Below are 24,253 nucleotides of genomic sequence, written 5' to 3' on the forward strand. Positions count from 1 at the left end.
ACTCATCCTTCACTCATCGGGTTGATGCGCCATTTTTTCTTGTTCGCGGCGATACCAGTAATACGCGCCTTTGGAAATCATCCTCAGCTGTAAGACCAGTCGCTCTTCTAATTGCCTGCGTTGTTCAATGCCCACATCCAGCGCCTCGGCACCAGCACTGAATACAATCGTCACCATCGCCTCAGCCTGCGCTTCGGTGAACGCTCGCGGCATATGGTTTTCGAGTTCAAGATAGTCGGCAAGTTCCGCAATAAAATGCTGGATTTCACGCGCTACTGCCGCACGAAACGCCGCAGATGTACCGGAGCGCTCTCGCAGCAACAACTGGAAAGCATTAGGGTTATTGCCGATAAATTCCATGAACGTTGAGACTGACGTGCGGATAACACTGCCACCTTTCGCAATACGCTGACGCGCCTGACGCATCAGTTGGCGCAGCATCAAACCGCTCTCATCAACCATCGTCAGGCCAAGTTCATCCACATCGCGGAAATGACGATAAAAGGACGTAGGGGCTATACCCGCTTCACGCGCCACCTCGCGCAGGCTCAGACTGGCGAAACTACGCTCGGCACTCAGTTGACTGAATGCTGCTTCAACCAGCGAACGCCGGGTTCTCTCTTTTTGTTGCGCTCTTACGCCCATCACGATGCTTGAATCCTTCCGCAGACCTGCTGGCACTATACCAGAGAATAAAACTAATCGGATTGTACTGGATTGTGAATGATTGTTTACGAGGTCTTTCTGCTTTCCCGCACGAAAAAAGCACAACGATAATTGGGTTATCCTGCCGTTGATGTTACTATTATGTTGCTTTTATGTATAAGAACAGGTAAGCCTTACCATGCCACATTCCTACGATTACGACGCAATAGTTATAGGCTCAGGCCCAGGCGGTGAAGGTGCTGCTATGGGACTGGTTAAACAGGGTGCCCGGGTAGCGGTCATTGAGCGCTATCATAATGTGGGCGGCGGATGTACCCACTGGGGAACTATCCCTTCTAAAGCGCTTCGCCATGCTGTCAGCCGTATTATCGAATTCAATCAAAACCCTCTTTACAGTGACCACACCCGAATTCTTCGCTCCTCATTTGCCGACATCCTGAATCACGCAGACAGCGTGATTAACCAGCAAACGCAAATGCGTCAGGGCTTTTACGAGCGTAACCGCTGTGAAATCCTGCAGGGTAATGCGCATTTTGTTGACCCGCATACGCTGGCCATGGAGTGCCCGGACGGTTCGATTGAAACCTTAACGGCGGAAAAATTCGTCATTGCCTGCGGTTCACGCCCTTACCACCCGACCGATACCGATTTTGCGCATCCGCGCATTTACGACAGCGACTCCATTCTGAATATGCATCATGAACCTCGCCATGTGATCATCTATGGCGCGGGGGTGATCGGCTGCGAATATGCATCGATCTTCAGAGGAATGAACGTCAAAGTGGATCTGATCAACACCCGCGATCGCCTGCTGGCCTTCCTCGATCAGGAGATGTCGGACTCCCTTTCCTATCACTTCTGGAACAGCGGTGTGGTGATTCGCCATAACGAAGAGTATGAGCGTATAGAAGGCATGGACGACGGTGTGATTATGCACCTGAAATCCGGTAAGAAAGTGAAAGCAGATTGCCTCCTCTACGCCAACGGACGCACCGGCAACACCGACAGTCTGCAGTTGGAAAACATCGGGCTGGATGCTGACGGACGTGGGCAGTTAAAGGTCAACAGCATGTACCAGACCGCGCTGCAGCATGTTTATGCAGTGGGAGACGTCATTGGTTACCCGAGCCTGGCCTCTGCAGCCTATGACCAGGGCCGGATCGCCGCCCAGGCGATGATGAAAGGGGAAGCCACCGCGCATCTGATTGAAGATATTCCGACCGGGATCTACACCATTCCTGAAATCAGTTCGGTGGGCAAAACCGAGCAGCAATTGACGGCGATGAAAGTGCCTTATGAAGTGGGTCGGGCGCAATTTAAGCACCTGGCGCGGGCGCAAATCGTCGGGATGAGTGTGGGCACGCTGAAAATCTTGTTCCATCGTGAAACCAAAGAAATTCTAGGTATTCATTGCTTTGGCGAGCGCGCGGCCGAAATCATTCACATTGGCCAGGCGATAATGGAGCAGAAAGGCGGCGGTAACACGATCGAGTACTTTGTTAACACCACCTTTAACTACCCGACCATGGCGGAAGCCTATCGGGTAGCCGCGTTAAACGGTTTAAACCGCCTGTTTTAACGCGCTGTCGAAATGGCCATCCATCGTACTGCGGATGGCCTCTGCCAGCTGTTCATAACGGCTACGCAGCGGGGAACCCGGGCGATAAACCAACCCAACGGTACGCCGGGGTTCTGGCTTGATACAGGGCAGATAAATCACCCCATCACGCTCACGTTCGCGCGGAACGGACAGTGCAGGCAGCAAAGTAATACCGCTTCCTGCCGCCACCATGTTGCGCAGCGTCTCAAGGCTGGTTGCCCGGAAATGGGTGTCTTCTTCAGCACCCGCTTCAAAGCAGAAGCCCATTGCCTGATCGCGCAGGCAGTGCCCATCTTCCAGCATAAGCAATTTCTCACCTGCCAGGTCGGCCATCGGTACGCGGTCACGATTCGCCCATGGATGATCGGCATAAATTGCCAGCATCATTGGCTCATCAAACAGCGGTACTTCAATAAAGGCTTCACTTTCTTTCACCAGCGCGAGAATGGCACAATCGAGTTTGCCGCTGTCCAGCTGCGCCAGTAATTGATGGGTTTGCGCTTCGTGCAAATACATTTCCAGCTTCGGGAACGTCTGATGCAGCAAAGGAATAATTTGCGGCAGCAGGTAAGGTCCAACGGTGGGGATTAGACCAATATGCAGTGGGCCGGACATCGCTTCCCCCTGCTGGCTTGCCATCTCCTTGAGCACTTTGACCTCACGCAACACAGTGCGTGCCTGATCAACCAGCAACAGACCGGCCTGTGTAAACAGGACTTTGCGGCTGGTGCGCTCTAAAAGCATCACGCCAAGCTCGTCTTCCAGTTTACGTATTTGCCCGCTCAGGGTTGGCTGGCTGACATGGCAGGAATCCGCTGCACGGCGAAAATGGCGGTGTTCTGCTAACGCCACCAGATATTCAAGATCACGAATATTCATTATTCATCCTCCGTCGCCACGATAGTTCATGGCGATAGATAGAATAGCAATGAACGATTATCCCTATCAAGCCTTCTGTACAATAATTAACTCCAGAAACGAAGCGGTCACCATTACCCTTGATGCCACTGCCTCTATCTCTCTGAATAACTAAAGCCAACGTGAACATTTTGCGGACCTGTGTGTCCGCTTTTTTTTGCGTAAAAAAGCCCAACGCAAGGTCAGGCTGTTTTGCTCCCTCTGCCTGTGAGCAAAGGGCCGGAGTGAGGGCATCAGGCGACTGATAATTACACTAAACGCCCTTTTGCATCCGCAATCGCCTGTGAGACCTGTTGTGGAGATACACCGCCTTTTGCGGCGCGCTTATCGAGGCAGGATTGCAGCGACAGGATCGGATAGACATCATCCGCGATAACCGCACTGAATTTCTGCAAATCTGCCAGCGCCAGATCTTCCAACGGTTTGCCCTGGCGAATAGCTTCAACCACCGCTTCGCCCACAATATGGTGTGCTTCACGGAACGGAACGCCTTTGGCCACCAGGTAATCCGCCAGCTCTGTCGCGTTAGCATAGCCCTGTTGCGCGGCTTCCTGACAACGTGGACGCTTCACCTGAATGCCATCCAGCACCAGTGCCGCCATATGCAAACAGTCGAGCCAGGTGTCGAGCGCATCGAACAACCCTTCTTTGTCTTCCTGCATATCTTTGTTGTAGGCCAGCGGCAGACCTTTCAGGGTCATCATCATGCCGGTCAACGCCCCTTGTACGCGCCCACATTTCCCGCGGATCAGCTCCAGCGCATCCGGGTTTTTTTTCTGAGGCATCAGGGAAGAGCCTGAGGTAACACGGTCGGACAGCTCCACAAATCCTGCTTCACCGGTATTAAAGAAGATCAGGTCTTCGGCGAAACGAGAGAGGTGGACCATGCTAATAGACGCATCCGAGAGCAGTTCCAGCACATGATCACGGTCAGAGACGGTGTCCAGGCTGTTGCGGGTTGCGGATGCAAAGCCAAGCCAACCAGCCAGCTGCTCACGATCGATTTCATAGGCGGTACCTGCCAGCGCACCGCAGCCCAGCGGGCTGACGTCCAGACGTTTCAGCGTATCCTGCAAACGGCTTTCGTCACGCGCCAGCATCTCTACATAGGCCAGGCACCAGTGCGCAAAGGTTATCGGCTGGGCACGTTGCAAATGGGTATAACCCGGCATTACCGCGTCCTGGTTATTTTCTGCGGTTTCTACCAGCGCGCTTTGAAGCTGACGGCATGCGGCCAGCAGCTCTGTTACCGTATCTTTGCACCACAGCTTAAGATCGGTCGCCACCTGATCGTTACGGCTACGCCCGGTGTGCAGCTTTTTACCCAACTGACCCACTTTGTCGATCAGCTTGCCTTCAACCCAGCTATGAATATCTTCGGCATCACTTTCGAGGATCTGCTGCGGATTCGCCTGAACCTCTTCCAGCAGGACGTTGAGTGCCCCTTCCAGCTGAGTTTGCTCTTCCGGCGTTAACACCCCCACGGTGACCAGTGCTTTGGACCAGGCCACAGAGCCAACGATATCCTGCTCCGCCAGGCGATAGTCAAAGCGCAAAGAGTCATTGAACTGTTTGAACCGTTGATCCGCTGCCTGAGTAAAACGCCCGCCCCAAAGTGCCATAACATGCTTCCTTAAATTCGTTTCGTTCTGATATTTATGCCGGATGGCGCTGCGCCTGTCCGGCCTTAAGATTCTGTTGTTTGTGCTTACGCGAGAATACGCGTGCCGATCGGCGTACCGTTAAACAGCGCAGGCAGTTGCTCTGCGTGGCGCCAGGAGGCGATATCCACCGGACGGTTCAGGGCGCGCGCGGCATCCAGTGCGGCGTTCACCTTCACAATCATGCCGTCGGTGATAATCCCCTGCTCAATAAGCTGCTCCGCTTTCGCTGCGGTCATTTCAGCAATACGTTGGCCCTTGCCATCCAGAATGCCGCTCACGTCGGAGAGCAGAATCAGATCCGCCCCCAGTGTTGCCGCCAGTGCCGTCGCCGCCTGGTCAGCATTGACGTTCATCAGGCGGCCATCGTCAGTCACACCAATGGAGCTGATAACGGGCAGGAAGCCCCCGTCCAGCAAAGCGTTCACCAGCTTCGGTGAGCCCGGCAGGGCCTGACCGACATGGCCCAGCTCTTGATCCAACTGGGTGACTTGCACGCTATCACCATCGCCGAGGAACAGGCCAACGGAGGCAATTTTGTGTTTTTTCGCCCAGGCCAGCAGGGTTTTATTGGCCGTGCCCGCCAGCGCGCCAGTAATAATGTCGATTTGATCGGCAGGCGTCACACGCAGGCCGTTTTTCTTAGTGACCGGCAGATTAAGCTTTTTCATGAGCTCATCCACCACGCAGCCACCGCCGTGCACAATCACCAGCGGGCGGTCGTGCGATTCACGGTAATTCACCAGCGCGGTGAACAGACGCTCCAGCGCTTCTTCACTATCCAGCAGTACGCCACCGAGTTTAATAATTAATGGGTTCATCTTCACGCCTGCACTTAATTAGATTAGAGACTGGGTTTCAGCATAGCCGAAACGAATATTTGCACATTGCATGGCCTGAGCAGCCGCCCCTTTCAAGAGGTTATCTTCTGTGGCGACCACAATCAGGTGTTCATCCTGCACCGCAAAACCAATATCACAGAACGGCAGACCCACCACATTTTTCAATGCCGGAACGCCTTTGTCATACAGCCGCACCAGCGGTTTGTCGCCATAGGCTTGCTGGAAAAGCGCGGCAATTTCCGCGTGCATCACGCCAGGCTTCAGACGGCAGGTGATGGTTTCCAGAATGCCACGCGGGAAGTTACCCAGATGCGGGGTGAAAATCACCGGTGCGCCCAGGTGAGTCGTAATTTCAGGATGATGACGGTGATTGAACACGCCATACGGCTGCAGACTAACTTCGCAGAAACTGTTGGAAATCGCGGCTTTACGCCCTGCACCGCTCACACCGCTGGTCGCATTAATGACCGGCCACTGGTTGAGATCCAGCACGCCCGCATCAATCAGCGGTTTAAGGGAGAGCTGCGCCGCCGTTGGGTAGCACCCCGGCACCGCGATGAGATTCGCCTCTTTCAGCGCATCAGTGCTCCACTCCGCCAGCCCGTACACCGCCTGCGCGAGCAGGTCAGGATGCTGGTGAGTGAAGCCGTAGAATTTTTCATAAAATGCGGGATCGTTAACGCGGAACGCACCAGAGAGATCAAACACCACGCAGCCAGCGGCAAGAAACTGCGGCGCCAGGTCATGACTCACTTCATGTGCGGTGGCCAGAAATACCACATCCACGCCCTCAACGAACTCGCTGATGTCGGACATGGGCTGCAACGGCAGATCGACAATACCTTTCAACTGCGGATGTAAATCGGAGATTAATTTTCCTGCATCATTGCTTTGCGCTGAAACCGTCAAAGCGGTTATGTTCATATGAGGATGGCGATTTACATAGGTCACTAGCTCTGCGCCGGCGTAGCCGCTGGCACCCACAATTAACGTGTTCAACATCGGGGCAGTCTACCTTCTTAGTGCGTCAAGTTTGCCAGGGAGTGATTTGGCATCAGTCCCACGTCGCTCTGTAAAGGCGCCGAATGGGTTCCTTTACGCTCAACATTAATGTATTTTTATTCACTATTAATGCATGAATATTGATACTATCACGAACTCAGGTATGTCAACAATGAAAATGAATTTGCCACCATTTATCGAGATTTACCGCGCCCTGATTGGCACTCCGTCCATCAGCGCAACGGAAGAAGCTCTTGATCAAAGCAATGCTTCTTTAATCAATCTGCTGGCAGGATGGTTTGGCGATCTTGGGTTCAAGGTGGAAGTGCAACCCGTTCCCGGCACGCGTAACAAGTTTAATCTACTGGCCAGCATTGGCGAGGGGGCTGGTGGCCTGTTATTAACCGGTCATACCGATACCGTGCCGTTTGATGACGGCCGCTGGACGCGCGATCCCTTCACCCTCACCGAACACGACAACAAGCTCTACGGTCTCGGTACCGCCGACATGAAAGGCTTTTTCGCCTTCATCCTGGATGCGCTGCGTGATGTTGATGTGACGAAACTGAAAAAACCACTTTACGTGCTGGCAACGGCCGATGAAGAGACCAGCATGGCAGGGGCACGTTACTTTGCCGAAAACACGCAACTGCGGCCGGATTGCGCCATTATCGGTGAGCCGACCTCCCTGCAGCCGGTGCGCGCCCACAAAGGTCACATCTCAAGCGCGATTCGCATCCTGGGGCAATCCGGTCATTCCAGCGACCCTGCGCGTGGGGTCAACGCCATCGAACTGATGCATGATGCCATCGGTCATATTCTCCAGCTGCGAGACAGCCTGAAAGCGCGTTATCACTATGACGCCTTCACCGTGCCGTATCCCACGCTGAACCTGGGCAGCATTAACGGCGGCGACGCCTCCAACCGCATTTGTGCCTGCTGCGAGTTGCACATGGATATTCGCCCACTGCCGGGTATGACGCTAAACGATCTGAACGGTCTGCTTGAAGAAGCATTAGAGCCGGTGAGCAGCCGCTGGCCGGGCCGCCTGACCGTGTCTGAACTGCATCCACCGATTCCAGGCTACGAATGCCCGCCGGACCATCAACTGGTCGAAGTGGTGGAAAAACTGCTGGGTGTAGAGACGGAGGTGGTGAACTACTGCACCGAAGCGCCGTTCATCCAGACCCTGTGCCCCACCCTGGTGTTAGGTCCAGGTTCAATTAATCAGGCCCATCAGCCTGATGAATATCTTGAGACACGCTTTATTAAACCTACCCGTGAATTGATCACGCAGGTCGTGCATCACTTCTGCTGGCACTGATCAACGCCCTCCCCATACCGCTATGTCACCTTCGGGATGGGGAGGAAACGTCGTGACGTTATTCACAATTCCATAAGCAATACTTATCAGCGGCAAAGCGAATTAAATTTCATAAATTCACGCCTTTTATTCGTTTGCTGAACCGATTTCGCCGCAATTGACGCCGTGGGTTTTACGTGGCTTTATAAAAGGCGGTGTCTGATATCTATCCGTTTCACGTTGCAGGACGGTGGATATAACAAAATAAAATGAGATGGGGTGTCTGGGTTAACATGAACGAACAATATTCCGCTTTGCGTAGTAATGTCAGTATGCTCGGCAAGCTGCTGGGGGATACCATCAAGGATGCGCTAGGAGAGAACATCCTTGAAAGGGTCGAAACTATCCGTAAGCTGTCCAAATCTTCACGTGCTGGTAACGAGGTCAATCGTCAGGAGTTGCTCAACACGCTGCAAAACCTGTCCAATGATGAACTGCTGCCGGTGGCGCGTGCCTTCAGCCAGTTTCTGAATCTTGCCAATACCGCTGAGCAATACCACAGCATTTCGCCAAAAGGCGAAGCCGCAAACAACCCGGAAGTGATTGCTCGTACTCTGCGTAAACTGAAAGACCAACCCGATCTCAATGAAGCGACCATCAAGAAGGCAGTGGAGTCGTTGTCGCTGGAGCTGGTACTGACCGCCCACCCGACTGAGATCACCCGCCGCACGCTTATCCACAAAATGGTGGAAGTTAACACCTGCTTAAAGCAGCTGGACAACAAAGACATCGTTGATTACGAGCGTCATCAGCTGATGCGCCGTCTGCGCCAACTGATTGCTCAGTCATGGCATACCGATGAAATCCGTAAGCACCGTCCAAGCCCGGTCGATGAAGCCAAATGGGGCTTTGCCGTGGTGGAAAACAGCCTGTGGGAAGGGGTGCCAAGCTATCTTCGTGAGCTGAATGAACAGCTCGAAGAGAACCTCGGTTACAAACTCCCGGTTGATTTTGTGCCCGTCCGCTTTACCTCCTGGATGGGGGGTGACCGTGATGGCAACCCAAACGTTACATCCGATATCACCCGCCACGTTCTGTTGCTGAGTCGCTGGAAAGCCACCGACCTGTTCCTTAAAGATATTCAGGTACTGATTTCTGAGCTTTCGATGGTCGAGTGTACGGATGAACTTCGCGATCTGGCCGGTGCCGAAGGGGCGCAGGAACCGTATCGCTATCTGATGAAAAAACTGCGTAGCCAGCTGATGGCGACCCAAACCTGGCTGGAAGCGCGCCTGAAAGGGCAGAAACTGCCGAAACCGGCTGGGCTGCTAACCCAAAATGAGCAGCTGTGGGAACCGCTCTACGCCTGCTACAAATCTTTGCAGGCCTGCGGCATGGGCATCATCGCCAATGGCGAACTGCTCGATACGCTGCGTCGCGTGAAGTGTTTCGGCGTGCCGCTGGTGCGTATCGATGTCCGTCAGGAGAGCACCCGTCACACTGAAGCGCTGGGGGAACTGACCCGTTACCTCGGTATCGGCGATTATGAGAGCTGGTCCGAAGCCGACAAACAAGCTTTCCTCATTCGCGAACTGAACTCCAAACGTCCTCTGCTGCCTCGCCAGTGGGAGCCGAGCGAAGAGACCCGCGAAGTGCTCGATACCTGCAAAGTTATCGTTGAAGCACCGCGTGGTTCCGTGGCCGCTTACGTCATTTCAATGGCGAAAACCCCCTCCGACGTTCTGGCAGTACATCTCCTGCTGAAAGAAGCAGGCATTGGTTTTGCGCTGCCTGTCGCACCGCTGTTCGAGACGCTCGACGACCTGAACAACGCGGATGATGTTATGACCCAGTTACTGAACATCGACTGGTATCGTGGCTTTATCCAGGGCAAACAGATGGTGATGATTGGCTATTCCGACTCCGCAAAAGATGCGGGCGTGATGGCAGCGTCCTGGGCGCAGTATCAGGCGCAGGATGCATTGATCAAAACCTGCGAAAAAGCGGGCATTGAACTTACGCTGTTCCATGGTCGCGGCGGCTCCATTGGCCGTGGCGGCGCACCAGCACATGCTGCGCTGCTCTCTCAACCGCCGGGAAGCCTGAAAGGTGGCCTGCGCGTGACCGAACAGGGCGAGATGATTCGCTTTAAATACGGCCTGCCGGAAGTCACCATCAGCAGCCTGACGCTTTATACCAGCGCCATTCTGGAAGCGAACCTGTTACCACCGCCGGAGCCGAAAGATGACTGGCGTCATATTATGGACGAGCTGTCGGATATCTCCTGCGATATGTATCGTGGCTACGTGCGTGAAAACAAAGACTTCGTGCCGTACTTCCGCTCTGCCACACCAGAGCAGGAACTGGGCAAGTTGCCGCTCGGTTCCCGCCCGGCGAAACGTCGCCCAACCGGTGGCGTAGAGTCTCTGCGTGCCATTCCGTGGATCTTCGCCTGGACGCAGAACCGTCTGATGCTTCCGGCCTGGCTGGGTGCGGGTGCCGCGCTGCAAAAAGTAGTGGAAGATGGTAAACAGAGCGAACTGGAAGCCATGTGCCGTGACTGGCCGTTCTTCTCCACTCGTCTGGGTATGCTGGAGATGGTCTTCTCCAAAGCCGACCTGTGGCTGGCTGAGTACTACGATCAGCGTCTGGTTTCCCCGGAACTGTGGGCGCTGGGCTCAGAGTTACGTAAGCTGCTCGAAGCAGACATCAACGTGGTGCTGGCCATCGCTAACGACTCCCATCTGATGGCCGATTTGCCATGGATTGCCGAGTCCATTCAGTTGCGTAACATCTATACCGACCCGCTAAACGTCCTGCAGGCTGAGTTGCTGCATCGTTCGCGTAAAGCGGAAGAGGAAGGGAAAGAGCCGGATCGCCGCGTTGAGCAGGCGTTGATGGTCACCATCGCCGGTGTGGCAGCGGGTATGCGTAATACCGGCTAATCTTCACAGCGTTGAGCAAAAAGGCCACACCGGGTGTGGCCTTTTTTTATGCTGCCCGTTAAGGTTATGCGGTTCGCGAGCGAGGATAAAAAACCATGAATTACGATGTCAGCCACCTTCTCTCTCGCCTGATCAACGGCCCGGCCCCGTTGCGCCAGATTTACTTTATCGGTGCAACAGGACCCGCGCCCTCTCAGGCTTTTCAGGTAGATTTTCCTCGTCTGGAAATTCTGCTGGAAGGAAAGCTGGATGATGGGGGGCTCGCCGGTGAGACATCATTCATGGTGGAACATGATGTTTTATACGTGCCCGCTGGCGGCTGGAACTTCCCGCAGTGGTCAACGCCCGCCACCACATTAAGTATTCTGTTCGGCAAGCAACAGTTGGGGTTCAGCGTGACGCGCTGGGATGGCGAAGAACTGTATAATCTGACGAAACAGCATGTTGCCCGCCGGGGGCCGCGTATCGGTTCCTTCCTGTTGCAAACGCTGCACGAAATACAGATGCAGCCTAAAGAGCAGCAAACCGCCCGCTTAATTGTCGCCAGTCTGCTGAGCCACTGTCAGGATTTGCTCGGCAGTCAGATCCAAACCGCATCCAAAAGTCGGGCACTTTTCGAAGCCATTCGCGACTATATCGACGAACATTACGCCATGCCGCTGACGCGGGAATCTGTGGCGCAGTCTTTCTACATCTCCCCTAACTACCTCTCCCATCTGTTTCAGAAAACCGGTTCCATTGGCTTTAACGAGTACCTTAATCACACGCGCCTCGAACACGCCAAAGCGCTGCTCAAGGGTTATGACCTGAAGGTGAAAGAAGTCGCGTACACCTGTGGGTTCGTCGACAGTAACTATTTTTGTCGCCTGTTTCGCAAGAATACGGAGCGTTCGCCGTCAGAGTATCGTCGGCAGTACCATAGTCAGTTAACCGAGAAACAACCGCAGTAGCTCGCCGTTAAGGCGTGCGTGTAAAAATGCTATTTTCTGGATTTTTGTAATATCCACACTTCTTACCACTTGTTAAATCTCACGTTATCAGCCGCTTAATGACTTTATGGCACCTAAACGTGATGCAGATCATGCTTTGATTCGGACATTACATTTGTCCAGTTTTTGGCAGAAATGTCGCGTAGCGTCCCCTCTCATTCCCCTCGTATCCTGTAGGCAGAAATTATTCGGGGAAATTAAGAGGAAGCATCATGGAACTGTATCTGGACACCGCCAATGTGAACGAAGTTGAACGCCTGGCGCGTATCTACCCGCTGGCCGGCGTTACCACCAACCCGAGCATCATCGCTGCGGGTAAAGCGTCCATTTGGGATGTGTTACCGCGCCTGCAAAAAGCGGTCGGCCCGGAAGGTATTTTGTTCGCCCAGACCATGAGCCGCGACGCGCAGGGCATGGTTGAAGAAGCCAAACGTCTGAGCAACGCCGTACCCGGTATCGTGGTAAAAATCCCGGTGACCTTTGAAGGTCTGGCCGCTATCAAGCTGTTGAAAAAAGAAGGCATCCCTACTCTGGGCACTGCGGTATACAGCGCCTCCCAGGGGCTGCTGGCTGCGCTGGCCGGAGCAAAATACGTTGCCCCTTACGTAAACCGCGTCGATGCCCAGGGCGGAGATGGCATCCGCATGGTTCAGGAGCTACAAAGCCTGCTGGAACTGCATGCACCGGAAAGCAAAGTGCTGGCTGCCAGCTTCAAAACGCCTCGCCAGGCGCTGGACTGCCTGCTGGCAGGTTGTGAAGCGATCACCCTTCCTTTAGACGTAGCGCAACAAATGCTCAATACCCCCGCGGTAGAGTCAGCAGTAGAAAAATTTGAACAGGACTGGAACAACGCATTTGGCAATCTCAACCTGTAACCCGGCGAAAAGGCCGCAACCCGCGGCCTGAAGAGCCAGAATGGAGGACATGTATGGACCGCATTATTCAATCCCCAGGCAAATATATTCAGGGTGCAGATGTTATCACCCGTCTCGGTGAATACCTCAAACCACTGGCAGCACGTTGGCTGGTTGTGGGAGACAAATTTGTTTTAGGTTTCGCTCAGGAAGCGCTGCAAAAAAGTCTGGCGGATGCCGATCTCGCCTGTGAAGTGGTGCCTTTCGGGGGCGAATGTTCGCAAAATGAAATCGATCGGCTGCGCGCGATAGCAGAAAGCGCACAGTGTGGCGCCGTGCTCGGTATTGGCGGCGGTAAGACGCTGGATACCGCGAAAGCGCTGGCCCATTTTATGGGCGTTCCGGTGGCGATCGCCCCGACTATTGCCTCCACGGATGCCCCCTGCAGCGCGCTGTCGGTCATCTACACCGATGATGGCGAGTTTGATCGCTATTTGATGCTGCCCAATAACCCGGACCGTGTGATTGTCGACACCAAAATTGTGGCAGGGGCGCCGGCACGTTTACTGGCGGCGGGGATTGGCGATGCGCTGGCAACCTGGTTTGAAGCCCGCGCCTGTTCCCGCAGCGGTGCCACTACGATGGCCGGTGGCCAGTGCACTCAGGCAGCATTAGCACTGGCAGAGCTTTGCTATAACACGCTGATCGCCGAAGGCGAGAAAGCAATGCTGGCCGCCGAGCAGCATGTGGTCACTCCCGCGCTGGAGCGGGTTGTAGAGGCAAATACCTTTCTGAGCGGCGTCGGCTTTGAAAGCGGTGGCCTGGCAGCAGCACATGCTATCCACAATGGCCTGACGGCTATTCCGGATGCACACCACTATTACCATGGTGAAAAAGTCGCCTTTGGCACACTCACCCAGCTGATACTGGAAAATGCGTCAGCGGAAGAGATTGAAACCGTTGCCGCACTCTGTCACACCGTTGGTTTGCCGATCACCCTGGCACAGCTGGATATCACTGACGATATCCCGGCCAAAATGCGCATCGTGGCAGAAGCGGCCTGCGCCGAAGGGGAAACCATCCACAATATGCCGGGTGGCGCGACAGCAGATCAGGTGTACGCCGCGCTGCTGGTCGCCGACCAGTACGGTCAGCGCTTCCTTGCAGACTGGGAATAACCCTTTCACACTCCCGGCATCCCCGGGAGTGTTTCTTTATGTTCCTTTTAAGCCATATTGTCACGACAATGTATGTGCTTTATAGTGCGTTTTTCCCTTTGTGAATCCTCCTCATGCAATCATCAGACAGAAGAATGAGCATCTATGCCATTCTGCAACAGGAAAAAAAGGTTGTGGTTAACGAGCTGGCGGAGAAGTTTGGCGTCACCAAAATGACCATTCGCCGCGACCTCTCCTTCTTCGAAAAGCAGGGCATTGTGAAAACCAGCTACGGCGGCGCTTATCTCACCAGCGGCGCCAGCGTAGAACCCAGCTTTCAGCTCAAATCCATACAAATGGTTGATGATAAGCACCTGATCGGGCAAAAAGCGGCTGATTTAGTGGAAGATGGCGATACGATCATTATTGACTGCGGCACAACGGCACTGGCCTTCGCGCAATGTATTTTCGACAAGAAAATCATGGTGATAACAAACTCTGTGCCGGTCGTTAACCTGCTCAAGGGGCGCAGCAACATCAAGCTGATTGTCGCGCCTGGCGAGTACGAGGACGATACGCAGGGAATGGTCTCTTTCAGCACCGCCGAATTCTTCAGTACCCTGCATGCCGATAAAGTCTTTCTGAGCACCCAGGGTATCAACGAACAAGGTGAACTGACCGTCCCGAAAATGACTGATGCCCATGTGAAGCGTGCGCTGGCGCGTGCCGGGCGGCAGAAAATTCTGTTGGCCGACAAAAGTAAATTCGGTCAAACCTTCCTGGCAGCCCACGGGCAACTTGGCGACTTTGATGTAGTGATTAGCCAAAGCGGCATTTCAGCCGACGTTTTATCCCTTCTCGCCAGCCACTCTGCTGAACTTATCCTGGCCGACAGCGCCGAATAACCTCCTGCGCCCTGAACGGGCGCTTGTGTTTTTTAGTGCTCTTTTATGTTCTATTTAGATTTATTTGTGACAAAAGGAACAAAATAGATCACTTTTTGATTGACAAAAACACACCCCAGGCATGAAATACATAAAAACCACTTCACCAGTGAGGGAATTTATGAACGGATTGCTTAGCTTCAAACCCACCAACAACGATTGCGATTTTGATCGTATCGCCAAAAAACAGGATCAGATGTTTCATCGCGTGGCAACCCTTTGCCCGGAGCGCGCCGAGATCATCACCGAATCCTTCAAACGCTCCGAAGGTAAATCCATTGTGATTCGCCGGGCGCTTGCGATGGCCGATATTCTGGAAAAAATGACCATCTATATCGAACCGGACATGCTGATCGTTGGTAACCAGGCGAGCGCCAATTTTGCCGCCCCCGTCTTCCCGGAGTTCTCATTTAACTGGGTTATCGATGAACTGGACGAGTTTGATAAACGCTCCGGCGATAGCTTCCAGGTGAGCGAAGAGACCAAAGCGCGTCTGCGTGTATTGCAGGATTACTGGCAGGGCAAAACCCATCAGGACGAAGTGCTGGCTAACCTGCCGCAAATTAACCGCCTGGCAGAAAAACAGGGGGTCTTGCACCGCGGCGGCATCAGCATGTCTGGCGACGGGCACATTATCCCTAACCATGACTTTGTCCTGGAAGTGGGCTACGGCGGGATGCGCGATATCGCCAAACAGCATCTGGCGGAAGACAAAGACCTGACCGAAGAACAGACCGATTTCTATCAGGCCGTCATCATCACCATGGATGCCGCGCTGAATTACTGCAAACGTTTCTCGCTACTGGCGAAAGAGGAAGCTGGGAAAACCGCAGACGCTAAACGCCGCGATGAGCTGCTGGCGATGAGCGACATGTTCGCCCACCTGATGGAAGGCAAAGCACAGAATTTCTACGAAGCCGTCGAAACCGTCTATCTGACTCACCTGTTAATGATGATCGAAAGTAACGGTCACTCCTTCTCCTTCGGCCGTTTCGACCAGTACGTCTGGCCGTTCTACGAAGCGGATATCAACTCCGGCAAAATCAGCAAAGAGAAGGCGCTGGAGATCCTGACCCACTTCTTCATCATGACCAACAGCCTGAACAAAGTTCGCCCGTGGGGCCACACCCAGTACAGCGGCGGCTACCCGCTCTACTCTAACCTGATGGTTGGCGGTATGAAGCCGGACGGCACCGACGGTACCAACGACCTTTCCTATCTGTCTCTGGAAGCGATGGCGTTGACCGGCCTGCCGGAGCCAAACCTGAGCGTGCGCTTCTCCAAAGACACTCCGCACTCGCTGATGCAGGACTCCGCGAAGCTTATCCGCAAAGGTTTCGGTATGCCGTCCATCTTCTGTGACGAAGTGGTTATCCCGGCGATGATGACCCTCGGCCTGACGGAAGAAGTGGCGCGCGAATATGCCTCAATGGGCTGCGTGGAAACCGCGATCCCGGGCCGCTGGGGACACCGCGCTACCGGTATGACCTACGTTAACTTCGGCAAAATCCTTGAGCTGGTGATGAACAACGGCTGCGATCCAGCAACTGGCGTACAGCTGGTGAAAGTGAACGGTAAAGAAGGTCGTGAGATCAATTATGCATCTTATGACGAAGTCTGGGCCGCGTGGAACCAACTGCTGGAGTTCTACTCCGACCTGGCGGTGGACTGCGACCTGGTCTGCGACCGCGCGCTGAAATATCACGATGCCGATGCCTTTGCTTCAGCCACGATTAACTGCTCGCTGGAACGCGGCAAAACCCTGAAAAACGGCGGCGCCGAGTATGACTTCGTCAGCTCCTCCAATATCGGGCCTTCAGTGGTTGGCGATAGCCTGGCCGCGGTGAAAAAGCTGGTCTTTGATGACAAGGTGCTGACGCTGAAACAGCTGCGCGATGCCATGGACAGCAATTTCGACGGCATCGAAGGCGCCCGCGTACGCAAACTGTGCCGCAACGCGCCGAAGTTCGGTAACGATATCGACTATGTCGACCATATCGTCGCCGACGTGTTCGAGTCCTATCTGAAACTGCTGCCGAAGTACAAAACTGACCGTTATGGCAAAGGTCCGAAGGGCTGTGGATACACCATGTCCACCTCCAACATCACCTCTTATGTGCCAAACGGTTTTGACGTCGGCGCAACCCCGGACGGTCGTCTGGCGACCCTGCCGCTGAACGAAGGCGCATCACCGTGCCTTGGCGCAGACAAAGAAGGCCCAACGGCGGTGATCAACTCCGTGGCCAAGCTGCCGAATCAGAAAATCGCCGGCGGTCAGCTGCTGAATATGAAGTTCACCCCGAGCGCGCTGGAAGGCGACGACAACCTGGAGAAATTCACCAACTTCATGGAAGCCAGCCGCGAGAAGAACATCTTCCACAACCAGTTCAACATCATCGACTCGAATATCCTGCGCGCCGCCAAAGCGCACCCGGAAGATTATCCGAACCTGATGGTCCGCGTCGCCGGTTATTGCGCGCTGTTCTCGACGCTGATGCCGGAAGCGCAGGACGCGATTATTGCCCGTACAGAACTGGCCTGGTAAACAGCCAGGGTATATATGGAGATAATATGAAAACTGGCCTGATTTCCCGCATTCAACGCTACTCCACCAAAGACGGCCCGGGGCTGCGAACGACGGTTTTTATGCAGCAGTGCAATCTTCGCTGTTTGTGGTGCGCGAATCCGGAGACGCTCAGGCCTGGTTTCAACGTCTTCTGGTTCAAAGAGCGCTGCCGCCAGTGCGGTTCCTGCGTACAGGCGGCGGTCAATAACTCCATCACTCTCGCCGAACCCGGCGAGGGGGTAAACATTGACCGTAAGCAGTGCAGCAACCTGATCGAGATGGTGGACGTCTGCCCTTACGACGCCTACGAAAAAGCTGGCAGAGAGATGACCTCCCGTGAGCTTGCCGATCTGCTGTTGCGCGACAAAGCCTTTTACGACACCAGCGGCGGCGGCGTCACCTTCTCTGGCGGTGAACCCGCGTTACAGGCGGAATTTGTCCATGAAACGGTGCAGTTGCTCAAAGCCGAGGGCGTGCATGTATGTCTCGACACCGCTGGCAATATTCGCCGGGAGAAACTACTGCCGCTCGTAGACGCGGTCGACCTGGTTTCTTACGACATTAAAGCCTTCGATCCCGAAATCCACCTCGCCTGCACCGGTGTCGATAACCGCCTGATCCTGGAAAACGCCAAAGCGATCGCCGCGATGGGAAAACCTATTCTTGCGCGTATGGTGATCGTGCCCACGCAAAACGATCGACCAGACGATATCCGTAAACGCCTCGATTTTATCCACAGCCTTGGCAGCGCCGTGCTGCAAGTGGATATCCTCGCGTACCACATTTACGGTATCGGCAAATATCACAAGCTCGATATGCCTTACCTACTCAACGATCTTCCCCCCCTGGTACCGGAGATCATTGACCAGACAAAACAGTACGCCGAAGAGATCGGCCTGACAGCCACCCTCGGCGGCTAAGGAAAACAGATGCTGAATTTCACTGTCACTGAAAACTATGACGCCATGAGCGCGCTGGCTGCCTGGCGTGTGGCGAAAGCGCTGGAACGCAAGCCCGAGCTGGTGATGGCGCTGCCCACGGGCGGCACCCCCATCGGCATGCTGCAGGAAATGAGCCGCATGGCGCAGCAGAAAAAGGTTGATTTCTCCCAGGCTTATTCATTCAACATTGATGAGTACATTCCGTTGAAAAAAGAGGATCCCCAGAGTTATTACTGGTTCCTCGACCACTATTTTTATCAGCATGCCAACCTGCCGGTGGAAAACCGCTTTGTACCTGACGTGCTGGCAGATGACCTTCTCACCGAGTGCGCCCGCTATGAACAGGCCATTGTCGATCACGGTGATTTTGATCTGACCGTGCTCGGTATCGGTCATGACGGGCATATTGGTTTTAACGAACCCCATGCCACTCATAGCCCGGTGTGTCATATTATCGATCTCAATGAAGAGACCATTGAAGCCAACGCCCGCTTCTTTACCCATCGTGAAGAGGTGCCACGCCAGGCCATTACCCTCGGCATGGGGACCATCCTCAAAAGCAAAGAAATCGTACTGATTGCCAACAGCTTATCGAAAGCGCAGGTCATGAAACAGCTCTTTGATTGCAAGCGCGTCGACCCGTTGTTCCCCGCCTCCTTCCTGTTGCTTCACTCTGACGTAACCATCATTTGCGACCAGGAAGCGGCATCACTTATTCCTTCTCTGAGGTGAGATATGGTTATCCAAAGTGAACGAGTCTGGTTGTTCGGCGGTTTTTACCCGGCGCACATTGCCGTTGAGGAGGGCCGTATTAGCCACATCGCCCTGGGCCTGGCAGACAACGCGACCTATGATTTTGGCAAGCGGCGGATCATCCCCGGCCTGATTGACAGCCACGCTCACGGCGGATGGGATTACGATACCAATGAAAACGACCCGCAAGGTCTGCGCCGCTGGGCTGCGAATCTGCCTGCTGAAGGTGTGACCGCATTCTGCCCCACCACGGTGACGGACGAAGATGCCACGCTGCTTGCCGCACTTGGTAATATCTCACGGGTGATGGATGAGGATTACCGCGGCGCGGAGATCCTCGGCATTCATCTTGAAGGCCCGTTCCTGTGCCAGCAATATCGCGGCGCTCAGCCGGAAAAACAGATTCGCCCGGCAAGTATTGCCGGGTTCGAAGCCTTCGAGAAAGCGGCGCATAATCGCATTATCGCGATCACTCTCGCACCGGAAGAAGATGCAGGTCTTGCCCTGACCCGCTACTGCGCGCAAAAAGGAATAGCCGTCAATATGGGGCACTCAAACGCCTCGTTTGAGCAGGCGCTGGAAGCCGTCGCCAATGGCGCGAAGAACGTTACTCATGTCTACAACGGTATGGCAAAGTATGTGAATCGTGAACCGGGGCTTCTCGGGGCCGCTTTTCGTCTGGACGGGCTGTACGGCGAAGTGATTGCCGACGGCATCTTCGTCAGCCTGGTGTCGGCTTCTCATCTCTATCGGGTGAAAAATGACGATGATGTCATCATGATCAGCGACTCGATGAAGGCGAAAGGCTGCCCGCCCGGCCGCTATATGTTTGGCGGCGAGCCGATGATCCTGGGTGAAGATGGCGCAACACGACGGGAAAATGGCGTGCTGGTCGGCAGTACGCTGCATCTTAACCGCGGTTTATACAATATGGTGGAAGGGGCAATGGTGCCTTTTGGCGCAGCGCTAAAATCCTGCACGCTCAATCCGGCACGGCTGCTCGGCGTTGATGGACATAAAGGAAAACTACAGCGCGGATACGATGCCGATATTGTGGTGCTGGAAGATAATTATGATGTGCACACCACCTTTTGCGCAGGAAAGGTAGCGTTTAGCGTGGCCGGGTGACGCGAACACCCGGCCTGAAGGGCAAAATCAGAGCGCCGGGCGTACGCCCAGGGTGTGGCAAATGGCGTAGCTCATTTCCGCACGGTTCAGCGTATAGAAGTGGAAATCTTTTACCCCTTCACGACTGAGAATTTTCACCATGTCCATGGCGATGCTCGCCCCCACTAACTTGCGGGTTTCTGCATCGTCATCCAGCCCGGCGAACATTTGCGACATCCATGCCGGAATGCGCACGTTGGTCATGTCAGCAAATTTCTTCGCCTGTTTGAAGTTAGAGACCGGCAGAATGCCCGGAATGATCTCTACATCGATGCCCGCCGTCACGCAGCGGTCACGGAAGCGTAAATAGCTTTCCACATCGAAGAAGAATTGGGTAATCGCACGGTTAGCCCCGGCATCCACTTTGCGCTTCAGGTTCAACAGGTCCGCCTGCGCGCTTTTCGCTTCCGGGTGCACTTCCGGGTAGGCCGCAACGGAGATATCAAAATCCGCCACCTCTTTCAGTAAGGTGACCAGGTCCGCAGCATACATATCCGGCTTACCGCTGCCCGGCGGTAAATCACCGCGCAGCGCTACGATATGGCGAATGCCGTTATCCCAGTAGTCTTTGGCGATAGCACGCAACTCATCACGGGAGGCGTCGATACAGGTCAGATGCGGCACGGCTTCAAGACCGGTACGGTCTTTAATGCCTTTGATAATGCTGTGGGTGCGGTCGCGCTCGCCGGAGTTCGCACCGTAAGTCACGGAGACAAACTTCGGCTTAAGGCTGCTCAAACGATCGATGGAGCTCCAGAGAGTCTGTTCCATTTCACTGGTGCGCGGCGGAAAAAATTCAAAGGAAACATTTATCTGTCCGTGCACTTCAGCCAGGCTCTGATTCAGGGCTTCTCGCTGGTTGGCGTGAAAAAAGCTCATACCTTACCTCATCAATCGCGTGTTGTTATTTATTGCGCTACAAACATCTATCCGTTTAGACGTCTGGATGTAAAAATGACGGAAAAGCCGACGGGCGTCAACCGGAAAATCACTATTATGTGTGAGGAATGCTCAGCGAAGATGAAAAAGGTTCAGGATGGGAGGGGGGGAAGTATTTAGTGCTGAAGGCTCCCCACAAAAAATGCGAGCACGATCGGTCCCCTCTCCTCTTGGGGCAGAGGGCCAGGGTGAGGGGAAACATGCGGCGCTGAGGGTCATTCCGTTCACCTTATGTTCCTTGCTTTTCTGTAGCGCCAGAACCCGTGAACGTGCCAGGGTGGTTCACCGCCACCACCCTGGCGACCCGGGCTCCCGGCCAGGAAAATCGCCGCTGGCGCGGTCCACTCAGCTTCTCCTTCAGGCTTATCGGGGACGGGCGAAGGTAACCTCCCTGTAAAGTCGCCCTCGCCGCGCATCCCTGCGCGTCGCCCCGGCCTTGCGGATACGCTTCGCCGATTTTCAGCCGGACCCAGTCATCGCTTTAACTGTTGTGTTCTCATTGCGCTGCGTTATCGCTGTAAAACGTCATCTTTCTGGAGATCCCCCATACGGAGAGGGAGAAAACATACGGGCTACAGCAGTTGCGCCAGACGATTGATATCCGATTGAATCGCCCCGGCGGTCACATCGCGCCCGGCACCGGGGCCCCGGATCACCAGCGGGTTGTCACGATACCAGCGACTTTCGATGGCAAACACGTTGTCGCAAGGCAGCAGTGCCGCCAGCGGATGCTCTTCACGTACCGCTTCCACGCCAACGCGTGCTTTACCATTGGCGTCAAAACGCGCCACGTAGCGCAGCACCAGGCCCATTTCACGCGCCGCTTCCAGACGCTGTAGCATCTGTTCATTCAGTTCATCGCCGTTTTCGAAGAAGTGATCCACGGAACCCTCTTCGCAATGCGCTGGCACCAGCGACTCCACACGCACCTGATCCGGCTCGATGTCATAACCCGCTTCACGGGCGAGGATCACCAGCTTACGCATCACGTCTTTACCGGAAAGGTCAACGCGTGGGTCCGGCTCAGTCAGCCCCTGCTGCCAGGCCTGATCCACCAGGTCGGTGAACGGGACGGTACCGTCAAATTGCAGGAACAGCCAGGAGAGCGTGCCAGAGAAAATCCCGCTGATCGCCAGAATGCTGTCACCGCTGTCGATAAGATCGCGTACGGTGTGATTGACCGGCAGCCCCGCGCCGACGGTGGCGTTATAGAGCCAGCGACGCCCGGTTTTTTCAAAGGCGTCATGGATCTGGCGGTATTTATTGCTGTCGCTCGCCCCGGCCAGTTTGTTAGCACTGATAACGTGAAAACCGTGACTGGCGAAATCCAGATACTGGTCAGCAAGCTGCTCGCTGGCGGTGACATCCAGCACCACCAGGTCATCATAAGGGTGTGCACGCATCCACAGGAACAGCGACTCTTCGTCTTGCTCAACGGCTTCATCATTAAAGAAGGCCAGCGCCCGGCTGGCGTCCAGCCCTTCATAGTTCAGCAGGCTGCGGCGGCTGTCCACCACGCCGGCCAGAACAAATTCAAACCCGGTACGTGCAGAGAGCGCACTTTGCTCGCGAGCAAACAGCTCCAGCCAGCGTGAGCCGATGTTGCCTTTGCCAAACAGCACCAGACCAATCCGTTTTTCCGCACGGAACAGCGACTGGTGGAGCCCCTGAATCAGGCTTTCCGTTGGCCCGACACGCAGCACCGCCACCAGGCTGATACCCTCGTCGGACTGGGAGATAAATTCGACCGGCTGGCCTTTTAACTGCTGCCAGAAACGGTGACTATGCAGCGGGTTACGGCAAACGCCCGCTCCCACCAGCGCGACCAGCGCCAGCCCCTGACGCAGGCGCAGTTCACCGGGCAATCCCGCTTCATCCAACAGTTTAAAGACGCTCTCCACCACTTCAGAGGTGTAGCAAAGCTGCAACAGGTTGCGGTCAGCATGCACCCCTGTCGCCAGCGGCCGCACCTGGCTGCGTTTCAGAATCAGATCGACATCTTTTTGCGCCAGTTTGAAATCGTGCCCGGCAGGCACCTGAAACTCAATCAGGCAGACATCGTCATGGCTGGTGACAATACGCGCGCCCGTGCCGGAGGCCAGCACACGCTCGATACGAGTGGAACCCTGCTCCGGGTTGTAGCTACAACGCAGTTGCAGATCGATGTTACTGCCCGAAACCGGCTGCAACGTGCGGGCATGCAGCACGGGTGCGGCGAGACGGGCCAGCTCACTGGCTTCATCCAGGCGCAGTAACGGCAGCAGACAGGCATCCTTCACCTTACGTGGATCGGCGCTGTACACCCCAGCCACATCGCTCCAGATAGTCACGCGAGACACACCGCCTAACGCCCCCACCTGAGTCGCAGAATAGTCGGAGCCGTTGCGCCCCAACAGTACGGTTTCACCCGCGTCGTTGCGGCTGATAAAGCCCGTCACCACGATGCGTTTTCCCGGATGCTGTGCCAGAAGCTGTTGCAGCAGTGGCCAGGACGCCCCTTCATTCACCTGCGGCTGAGCGGCACGTTCAGCGCGCAGAAACTCACGCGCATCAAGCCAGGTGGCTTCCAGTCCCTGCTGATTCAGCACGGCTGACATCAAGCGGGCCGACCAGATTTCACCGTGACCCACAACTTCAGCATAAACCGCATCGGTGATCCCGCCGTCCAGCAGACCCGCAAGGCGTTCGAGGTCATGAATGAAATCGCTGGTCAGGCCGTCCGCCACCTCTGCGGGCAACAGACCTGCGATCAATTCACTCTGATAACGCCGCAGTGATTGTTGAACCTGATGCGCAGAGAGGCGATCGGTCTGGCTTAATTTAAGCCAACTGATCAGCTGGTTGGTGGTGCTCCCCGCCGCCGAGACGACCATCATGTCATCAGGTTGCGAGTACTCGCTCATGATCCCTGCGACACGCAGGTAACATTTCACGTCAGCCAGACTACTTCCACCAAATTTGTGCAGCTGACGTACCTTCGCCCCTGCCTGCGCATTCACACTCATG

The 24,253-nt window shown here is 54.9% G+C and carries 18 protein-coding genes; 11 read left to right on the forward strand and 7 right to left on the reverse strand.

The window, feature by feature from the left end:
• Positions 1–9: 9 nt before the first annotated feature.
• Complete coding sequence (gene fabR / locus ACUY4Q_RS23385; protein ID WP_458044994.1) at positions 10–648, reverse strand: HTH-type transcriptional repressor FabR; 639 nt, start codon at positions 646–648, stop codon at positions 10–12.
• Between the two features lie 196 nt (positions 649–844).
• Between fabR and sthA the strand changes: the two genes are divergently transcribed.
• The gene (gene sthA, locus ACUY4Q_RS23390) at positions 845–2,245 is read left to right on the forward strand and encodes a Si-specific NAD(P)(+) transhydrogenase (RefSeq protein WP_458044995.1); all 1,401 of its coding nucleotides are present in this window, start codon (positions 845–847) and stop codon (positions 2,243–2,245) included.
• Here sthA and oxyR read toward each other — a convergent pair.
• The 4 genes from oxyR to argC form a co-directional block, all read right to left on the reverse strand.
• Positions 2,228–3,145, reverse strand: a complete 918-nt coding sequence (gene oxyR, locus ACUY4Q_RS23395) for a DNA-binding transcriptional regulator OxyR (protein WP_458044996.1) — start codon at positions 3,143–3,145, stop codon at positions 2,228–2,230. The genes sthA and oxyR overlap by 18 nt on opposite strands.
• Positions 3,146–3,432: 287 nt before the next feature.
• A complete protein-coding gene (argH, locus tag ACUY4Q_RS23400) occupies positions 3,433–4,806 on the reverse strand; it encodes an argininosuccinate lyase (protein ID WP_458044997.1) in 1,374 nt (457 codons plus the stop codon).
• Between the two features lie 86 nt (positions 4,807–4,892).
• Positions 4,893–5,666, reverse strand: a complete 774-nt coding sequence (argB, locus tag ACUY4Q_RS23405) for an acetylglutamate kinase (RefSeq protein WP_458044998.1) — start codon at positions 5,664–5,666, stop codon at positions 4,893–4,895.
• A gap of 18 nt (positions 5,667–5,684) precedes the next feature.
• The gene (gene argC, locus ACUY4Q_RS23410) at positions 5,685–6,689 is read right to left on the reverse strand and encodes an N-acetyl-gamma-glutamyl-phosphate reductase (RefSeq protein ID WP_458044999.1); all 1,005 of its coding nucleotides are present in this window, start codon (positions 6,687–6,689) and stop codon (positions 5,685–5,687) included.
• A 172-nt stretch (positions 6,690–6,861) separates the two neighbouring features.
• Between argC and argE the strand changes: the two genes are divergently transcribed.
• From argE to nagA, 10 genes are all read left to right on the forward strand, one after another.
• Complete coding sequence (argE, locus tag ACUY4Q_RS23415) at positions 6,862–8,013, forward strand: acetylornithine deacetylase (RefSeq protein WP_458045000.1); 1,152 nt, start codon at positions 6,862–6,864, stop codon at positions 8,011–8,013.
• A gap of 272 nt (positions 8,014–8,285) precedes the next feature.
• Complete coding sequence (gene ppc, locus ACUY4Q_RS23420) at positions 8,286–10,937, forward strand: phosphoenolpyruvate carboxylase (RefSeq protein ID WP_458045001.1); 2,652 nt, start codon at positions 8,286–8,288, stop codon at positions 10,935–10,937.
• A 95-nt stretch (positions 10,938–11,032) separates the two neighbouring features.
• On the forward strand, positions 11,033–11,887 hold the full coding sequence (locus ACUY4Q_RS23425; protein WP_458045002.1) for a helix-turn-helix transcriptional regulator: 855 nt from the start codon (positions 11,033–11,035) through the stop codon (positions 11,885–11,887).
• A 251-nt stretch (positions 11,888–12,138) separates the two neighbouring features.
• A complete protein-coding gene (gene fsa, locus ACUY4Q_RS23430; protein WP_458045003.1) occupies positions 12,139–12,801 on the forward strand; it encodes a fructose-6-phosphate aldolase in 663 nt (220 codons plus the stop codon).
• A 53-nt stretch (positions 12,802–12,854) separates the two neighbouring features.
• Complete coding sequence (gldA, locus tag ACUY4Q_RS23435) at positions 12,855–13,958, forward strand: bifunctional L-1,2-propanediol dehydrogenase/glycerol dehydrogenase (RefSeq protein ID WP_458045004.1); 1,104 nt, start codon at positions 12,855–12,857, stop codon at positions 13,956–13,958.
• 134 nt (positions 13,959–14,092) lie between these two features.
• Complete coding sequence (locus ACUY4Q_RS23440; RefSeq protein WP_458045005.1) at positions 14,093–14,842, forward strand: DeoR/GlpR family DNA-binding transcription regulator; 750 nt, start codon at positions 14,093–14,095, stop codon at positions 14,840–14,842.
• 160 nt (positions 14,843–15,002) lie between these two features.
• Positions 15,003–17,426: a glycyl radical protein gene (locus ACUY4Q_RS23445; protein ID WP_458045006.1), complete on the forward strand. Its 2,424-nt coding sequence runs from the start codon at positions 15,003–15,005 to the stop codon at positions 17,424–17,426.
• Between the two features lie 26 nt (positions 17,427–17,452).
• Positions 17,453–18,367: a glycyl-radical enzyme activating protein gene (locus ACUY4Q_RS23450; protein ID WP_458045007.1), complete on the forward strand. Its 915-nt coding sequence runs from the start codon at positions 17,453–17,455 to the stop codon at positions 18,365–18,367.
• Between the two features lie 9 nt (positions 18,368–18,376).
• The gene (locus ACUY4Q_RS23455; protein WP_458045008.1) at positions 18,377–19,120 is read left to right on the forward strand and encodes a glucosamine-6-phosphate deaminase; all 744 of its coding nucleotides are present in this window, start codon (positions 18,377–18,379) and stop codon (positions 19,118–19,120) included.
• A 3-nt stretch (positions 19,121–19,123) separates the two neighbouring features.
• Positions 19,124–20,269: an N-acetylglucosamine-6-phosphate deacetylase gene (gene nagA, locus ACUY4Q_RS23460; RefSeq protein ID WP_458045009.1), complete on the forward strand. Its 1,146-nt coding sequence runs from the start codon at positions 19,124–19,126 to the stop codon at positions 20,267–20,269.
• A 27-nt stretch (positions 20,270–20,296) separates the two neighbouring features.
• On the opposite strand, the gene metF is transcribed toward nagA, so the two are convergent.
• On the reverse strand, positions 20,297–21,187 hold the full coding sequence (gene metF / locus ACUY4Q_RS23465; protein WP_458045010.1) for a methylenetetrahydrofolate reductase: 891 nt from the start codon (positions 21,185–21,187) through the stop codon (positions 20,297–20,299).
• Positions 21,188–21,819: 632 nt separating this feature from the next.
• Entirely contained in the window at positions 21,820–24,252 is a 2,433-nt protein-coding gene (locus tag ACUY4Q_RS23470) for a bifunctional aspartate kinase/homoserine dehydrogenase II (protein WP_458045011.1), read from the reverse strand.
• Between the last annotated feature and the right edge of the window lies 1 nt (position 24,253).

Source organism: Phytobacter cepae, assembly GCF_054165735.1.